Origin of the sequence: Streptomyces sp. NTH33, assembly GCF_003236365.1 — a bacterium.
Lineage (GTDB): Bacteria > Actinomycetota > Actinomycetes > Streptomycetales > Streptomycetaceae > Streptomyces.
Genome location: NZ_POTZ01000406.1, coordinates 1 through 6,318 on the forward strand (window position 1 = coordinate 1; position 6,318 = coordinate 6,318).

General features: G+C 70.6%; 7 protein-coding genes. 1 reads left to right on the top strand and 6 read right to left on the bottom strand.

Annotated elements, in window-relative coordinates; all coding sequences use genetic code 11:
- Positions 1-214: MerR family DNA-binding transcriptional regulator (locus tag C1I97_RS28720; protein WP_111006045.1), on the top strand; the 214-nt coding region annotated here is incomplete at its 5' end.
- 288 nt (positions 215-502) lie between these two features.
- On the opposite strand, the gene C1I97_RS28725 is transcribed toward C1I97_RS28720, so the two are convergent.
- The 6 genes from C1I97_RS28725 to C1I97_RS28760 all read right to left on the bottom strand — a co-directional run.
- Positions 503-730: a helix-turn-helix domain-containing protein gene (locus C1I97_RS28725; protein ID WP_111006046.1), complete on the bottom strand. Its 228-nt coding sequence runs from the start codon at positions 728-730 to the stop codon at positions 503-505.
- A complete protein-coding gene (locus C1I97_RS28730; RefSeq protein WP_181446964.1) occupies positions 730-1,386 on the bottom strand; it encodes a DUF2975 domain-containing protein in 657 nt (218 codons plus the stop codon). The genes C1I97_RS28725 and C1I97_RS28730 overlap by 1 nt, the downstream gene beginning before the upstream one ends.
- Positions 1,387-2,207: 821 nt before the next feature.
- The gene (locus tag C1I97_RS28745; protein ID WP_146608321.1) at positions 2,208-2,630 is read right to left on the bottom strand and encodes a hypothetical protein; all 423 of its coding nucleotides are present in this window, start codon (positions 2,628-2,630) and stop codon (positions 2,208-2,210) included.
- Positions 2,631-2,739: 109 nt separating this feature from the next.
- A complete protein-coding gene (locus C1I97_RS28750; protein WP_111006049.1) occupies positions 2,740-4,089 on the bottom strand; it encodes a phosphatase PAP2 family protein in 1,350 nt (449 codons plus the stop codon).
- A gap of 976 nt (positions 4,090-5,065) precedes the next feature.
- Positions 5,066-5,527, bottom strand: a complete 462-nt coding sequence (locus C1I97_RS28755) for a hypothetical protein (protein WP_309147835.1) — start codon at positions 5,525-5,527, stop codon at positions 5,066-5,068.
- An 85-nt stretch (positions 5,528-5,612) separates the two neighbouring features.
- Positions 5,613-6,318: hypothetical protein (locus C1I97_RS28760; RefSeq protein ID WP_111006050.1), on the bottom strand; the 706-nt coding region annotated here is incomplete at its 5' end.

Genomic DNA, 6,318 nt, shown 5'->3' on the forward strand with positions numbered 1-6,318 from the left:
CACTCCGCTCCGCTCGGAGGGAGGACATCGCCGGTACTCCCGCTACCAACTGCGGATCGCCGCTCGCGCCCGCGAGCTCGTCGACAGGGGTACCCCGATCGAAGCCGCCTGCCGCATCGTCATCCTCGAGGACCAGCTCGAGGAGGCCCAGCGCATCAACGAGGAGTACCGTCGTGCCGCGCGCGAGGCGGCGGGCAGTTCCGGTTCCGGCTGACCACGCGGGCGCGGGTCGGCCGTATCCGCAACGCCTGGTGACGGCCCCACGAGAGTACGGCCTGGAAAGTCCCGCCGGTCGGGGTGAGGACAGCGTCGGTGCCGTAGGAGCAACAGGATGGAGCCGGGCCGTTACCCACGCGTCCGGCGCACCCGGGCCAGCCCCGACGAGGTCGGCCTCAGGACGGGCGCCGGCCTCCGCCCCGGCCCGCACCACGAGGAACCGACCACGCTCTCCGGCATCAGCAAGGGCGCGGGACCCCGAGGGCCGCCACTGCTTGCCGACTGCTCAGCGCGGGCGGTGACCGAGGAGATCGCCCGGCCGGCACTCCAGCACCTCGCAGAGGCGGCTCAGGGTGCTGAACCGCACGGCCCTCGCCCTGCCGTTCTTGAGGATCGACACATTCACGTGGGTGACTCCGACCCGGTTGGCAAGTTCCGTCAAGGTCGTCCCCCGCTCCTCGAGCAGCCGGTCGAGAGGGACCTCGATCGCGTGCTCCCGCTTCTCCTCGGACATCAGACTGTCCCGTCGAGGTCCTCGCGCATGGTGACGCCGACGCGCATGATCCGGGCGAAGGAGAGGACGCCCAGGCCGGTGAGGATCGCCAGGAAGGGAACGTCCCACGACAACAGTCCGGAGACAGCGCTGGTGTCACTGTCGAGACTCAGGGAGGCGATGAGAGCCTTCTCGGCCATCGCCGTGGCCATCGCGGCGAGCACACTGCCCGCCAGCACCCACCACCCCAGCCCGCGCAGCCGCTCCGCGGTCTGTGTGGTGTAGAGGCCGTCGCGCGATGCGCTTCGGATCAGCCGGAGGGCGAGCAGGAGCGCTCCCACGGTGAAGACGAACGGAACCAGCTGGGTTGCGGTGTTGAGCAGGCTCTGCACCGTACTGGGGGCTTCAGTGCAGTACCCCGGGTGGGCGCCCATGCTGAGACTGGCCCCCGGTGCGGGTCTGAAGGCCGGGATCGGCTGCTCATCGACGCTGATCGTCGTGGTGGCGTCCGTGACGCAAACAAACTTCTGACCGATGCCGAGAACAGACATGCCGTCGGCGAACAGCGCGCCGAGCAGTCCCATGCCCATCAGTGTCGCGACCAGCGCCAGGACGGCCTTGACCGCCGTCGACATCGGCTCCAGAGGATTGCGGACCTTCGGCACGACGACACCCACCCCATATCGATTATCGATGCTATCGAAAGGCGATATAGAGCCTGCCTGGACTCGGCAACCCCCGCGGTCGGACGCCCTTGGTTCTCCGGTGACTCCTCCTTGCGGTGCGTGCGGTCACCGCTGTGGTGCTTCGCACGTTCGGCGCGCACCACCGTGTCCCGGAGGGTGGTACCCGAGCGGGTCGACAGGGTGTGTCCGGTGTGACGGAGGTCGTGGAAACGGAAGCCGTCCGGAAGATCGGCGGCCGCGAGCGCCTGCATCGGGCTTGGTCGCTCCGGAGGCCCGCTTGCCGTTGGTCCGCTCCGGCTCGGCACCGCGGACGCGGGCGCGGATCACAAGGTTGCCGAGATCCACGTCGGCAGCCGCGAGGGACCCCACGGGAGGGGTCACGCGCGATGCTGGAGACGCACCGCCAGGGCCGGGCACTGGTTGACGGCGCGGCCGTAGCGAGTCCCGGCATCGGCGCCGGTTTCTCGGGCGCCGATGGGTGTCGGGGTCCACGGTCGTGCGTAGTAGTTGCCAAGAGCGGCGTGGTCAAGCTCACCCGCGCGCAAACCATGGGCCGTGTCGAGGTCCTGGGCCGGGCGAGTTCGCCGGCACTGGCGACCTCGCAGCCCGTGCCGCTCAGGCGCAGTTCCTCCAGCACGGGAACCAGGCAGTTCGCCTTGGCCGCGAACGCGTGCAGGACCCGGAGGGAGTCGGGAAACGCGTTCCGCGGGGACGTGACGGTTTCGTTGACGCCGTCGAGGTCGACGAACCCGGCCAGTACGGCCGTCTCGGGTTCCAGGAGTCCCTGTTGTACGGCTGCCCGCAGAATCCGCTCACGCCGGCCGGTGGATGACGTCCCCCGAGCCCCACAGCGCCCGGAAGAACCCGGCCTCCCGCATGGCGGCCACGCGCCACTCCGGCACCCGGCGGCCGAGGATCGTCAGCCGGCGCAACTCGTCCACGTCCTCCTTCGTGGACGAGTACGCCAGGACCCGGGACTCCACGTCCTCGATCGTCACCGCGCCGCCGACCAGGACCGCCACCGCGTCGGCCAGCCCGTTCAGGTCGCCCGGCGCCACAGCCGCCACAGCCGGATCGGCGGGGACTCCGGACAGGACCAGACCGGCCCGCAGCGCGCCGACCAACTCGGTCCAGCCGCACCACGCCGTCCGGAAGAGCACCGCCGTACCGGCGTTCTCGGCGGCCGCCCGCAGCGCGTCCGGGGGCCGCCCCGGCCTGCCCGGCCCGAAGACCACCGCGGCCGCCACTCCGGACCGGCCCGGGAGGTGACGCGGTCCGGTCGGCGCGGGCGTCGCGTGCGCGTACGGCGTACGGCGTGCGGCCGACAGCCTGGTGCGACGCGGTTCAGATCGGTTCTGGCTGCGGTTCCGGTTGCCGCGCCGGTGTGATCCTCGGTTCCCACGCCGTGGTGGTCCGTACGTAGCCGTAGACCACCGAGGTCATCGCCAGCACGAACAGTGGTCCGGACACCCACGGATGCTCGGCCATCGTCAACGGCAGGAAGCGGTAGGACACCAGCAGCGCGGCGAAGACCGTCGTTCCGTAAGCGACCAGCCGGATCCCCGATCGGTCCCAGCCGCGGTCGAACGACCGCAGAGCCGCCTCGATCGTGAGCGCGAACACCACGCCGGACAGGAGATCCACGCCGTAGTGGTAGCCGAATCCCAGCGTTGCGGCGAGCGTGGCGATCAGCCAGAACGTGCCCGCGTACCGCAGGATGCGCGGGCCCTTCCTGGAGTGGATGAAGATCGCGACAGCCCACGCCGTGTGCAGGCTGGGCATGCAGTTCCGCGGGGTGATCCCGTCGAACGGCATGGGGTGCGGGGTACCGACCGGCGGCGGCGTCTGCGGCCACAGGTCGGCCACCGCCCAGTGCGCGCTGGACGGAATGTCCGGCGACCACAGGCTGATCGGCGCCCAGTAGTCGGTGCCGGTGCCGTAGGCGAAGATCGGCCCGACCACCGGGAAGATCATGTAGAAGGCCGGCCCGATGAGGCCGATCACCAGGAAGGTGCGCACCAGGTGATGGCCTGGGAAGCGGCGCTCGGCCGCCACGCCGCGCAGTTGGTACAGCGCGACGACGACCGCGGCCACCGGGAGCTGACCGTAGATGGTGTCGAGGAGGTTGAAGCCGATGGGGCCGGTGGCCGTGACGATCCGGCCCACCAGCCACGACGGATCACCCAGCGCGTGATCGGCTGTCGCCACGTACTGGTCGAGCACCGCCGGGCGGGTCTTCGAGGTGATGAGCAGCCAGGTGTCGCCGGTCTTGCGGCCGGCCATCAGCAGCAGGCCCAGCCCGACGCCCTTCAGCAGCAGGACGCGTTCCCGGCCGGTGCGGCGAGTGACAGCGATGACCGCGCAGCCCAGAATCACCCACAACGCGCCGTTGCCGAAGGGGTGGCCGCCGGTCGTCTTGGCGTCCACCGCCCACCGGACCAGCAAGAAGGCGAGATCGATACCGATCGCCGCGCCCACCGCGATGAACCGTTCCCGCCAGGTGAGGACCACCATCGTCAACGCCATGGCGGCGTACAGCAGGCCGCCCGACTTGGGGGCGGCCACCACCTCTCGCACCTGGTTGGTGATCGGCCCCGGCAGGCCGTAGTGACGCGCGGCGAACTCCAGCACGATGAGGAATCCGAGGGCCGTGACACCCGCCACGGCCCAGAGTATCGCCCGTGGTCGACGCATCGCGGAGAACGCGGTTTCCCGGTTTGTTCGCGAGAAGTCCCGCGGTGGTATGTGTCTCAATTCTTGGCCGCTTTGTTAGATGTGGGTCGTATCGGGTCGGGTTTCGCTCGTCACTTTCCGGCCGGAACCGCTTTTCCCTCACGGAGAGCTGCCCGCCGAGGCAAGACGGAAGGATCACAGCCCGGGTTGCGGCGGTCCGCCGCCGTCCCGCGAGCCACCCCCGGCTCCTGCGTGAGGGTGTTCTCCGACTGGTGTGCTTCCCGCGACGCGGTCGTCGCAGCCGGTGACGTCACCGGCTGCGGCAGGACGGACATCACCGCGGGCGACGCCCGTGGAAACCTGCGGGGCGACAGCGGTGACGGTGATGTCAGGGGGTTCGTCCGGCGGACGTACGAGGATCACCACGGACCGGCAGGGGCGCGAGGCCGCCGTACGCAGGGGCGCGAGGCCGCCGCACAAGGAGCATCGGCCCCGTGGCGCCCGCTGTCGGGGCGGGCCCGGTCGAGGTGTGCGCAGGGGCGGAGCGGCCACTTCGCCCGCGATCCCGATGCGTCTCCCAAAGCCCCGACACACCTCATACCCCCCTCGGTCCCCGCCCCTGTACGCCACCCGTGTCCTTGGTGTGCCCTTCAGAGCCGACAGCCACCGTCAACAGCGGTGCCCCAGGCCCTCACGGGGAGGGAAGCACAGCAGATCTGCGCAGGTCAATAGCCGTATGGGCGCACAAGCGCCGTCGCTTCCCAAGCTGAGAGCGCGAGTTCGGCTCCCGGCACCCCTTCCCCTACGAAGGCCCAGGTCAGAGGCCTGGTCCTTGTGCGTCGCCGAGGGCTTTCCCTGCCCGCGCGGGTGCTCCCACGGGTTCCGGAGCGCGCCGGGGAGCCGCCCTGCCGGGCGGGGTCGCCGTGATGGCCTCGCCGCAGAGTTCGGTGCCCGCCGGCGAGAAGGCATCGCCGCAGGTGTGGTGGTGCCGGGGTGTTCACCGGGTGCGGTGGGTCTTCCAGAAGGAGGCCAGGTCCTTGTCGGTCATGGACTGGGCGGTCTTCTTGAAGTCGGCGGTGGTGGAGACGCCGTACCGGTGGTCGCGGGCGTAGCCCTTGAGAAGGCGTGCCATGGTGGCGGCGCCGAGGGTGCGTTCCAGGTCTGCCAGGGCGCAGGGGCCGGCGGTGTGGACGAGGTGGTACGTGCCGGGGTGCTTCGCCCAGTAGGCCATCGAGCTGGTGAGCGCGGCGTCCTGGTCGGGCCAGTCGTCCGGGTCCCGGCAGTCGCGGGTGTCCCAGTCGTAGAAGCGGAAGTTGGCGTACTGGGCGAAGCTCTCGTCCGGCCAGGGCGCACGGTACTGGTCGTTGCCGACGACAGAGGTGGGTGAGGGAGCTCTCGGCTCAGGGATCCCAAGACGGGTGAGGGCCTTCCGGCCCGGTGTGGACCGCCCCCTCCGCACCGGGCCGGAAGGCCCTCGCGCCGCACCGCTGACCAGGATCCGGGGGCGCCAACCCCTGTGTGGCGCCACCGGCCGGGCGGCGCTGCTACAGCCGCTTCTCGTAGGACTTGTCCTTGTCGGAGTCGTAGACCAGCTTGTTGTCGGCGTCATAGCCCTTGATACGCGGGGCCACGGTGACCTGCTGGTCCAGGACGCCGGAGGCGACGAACCAGCCGTGGTCCAGGGCGGCCTGGCGGATGACGCCGCCGTAGGTGACGGTCACCCGGGCCACCGACGGCTTGACGGTGCCGATGACACCCCATCGGAACGGCAGCTTCCAGTTGCCGTGGTCGAGGACCGACTGCCGGTGGAGCTTGCCGCCGTTGATGTCGGCCATCACGGGGCCGGTGTCCAGCACATCATCTGCGCCCACGCTGGCGTTGATGCCGGTTGCCTTGCCGCCCTTGATGGTGCAGATCAGCCGGGCCGGCGTCGGTCGCTCCTTCACCGCGACGACGTAGATGCCGTCGCCGGGCGCGTTGGAGTCGCCGGTGCTGTGCATCGCCAGGATGATCCGGTAGTCCTCCGCCGCGCCCAGGTCCGCGCGGAAGCCGGACGGGCTGCGTGAGCCCGACTGGTTGTACACGAGGCACTTCTTCAGCCCGTCGACGGCCTGCCCGAAGGTGATCCCGTCGAGGAGCTGGCCCTCCGTGTCCGGCCGCGCGGGCCCCAACGGCGACGCGGACGGCGTCGGCGCCGCCGATGTCCGCGGCGGGGCGCCGACCGACGCCGCCGTGTCCCCGCCCGCACCC

Bases quoted from the DNA above. Each gene is read 5' to 3' on its own strand.
- C1I97_RS28725 (WP_111006046.1), bottom strand. From the start codon at position 730: ATGTCCGAGGAGAAGCGGGAGCACGCGATCGAGGTCCCTCTCGACCGG.
- C1I97_RS28750 (WP_111006049.1), bottom strand. From the start codon at position 4,089: ATGCGTCGACCACGGGCGATACTCTGGGCCGTGGCGGGTGTCACGGCC.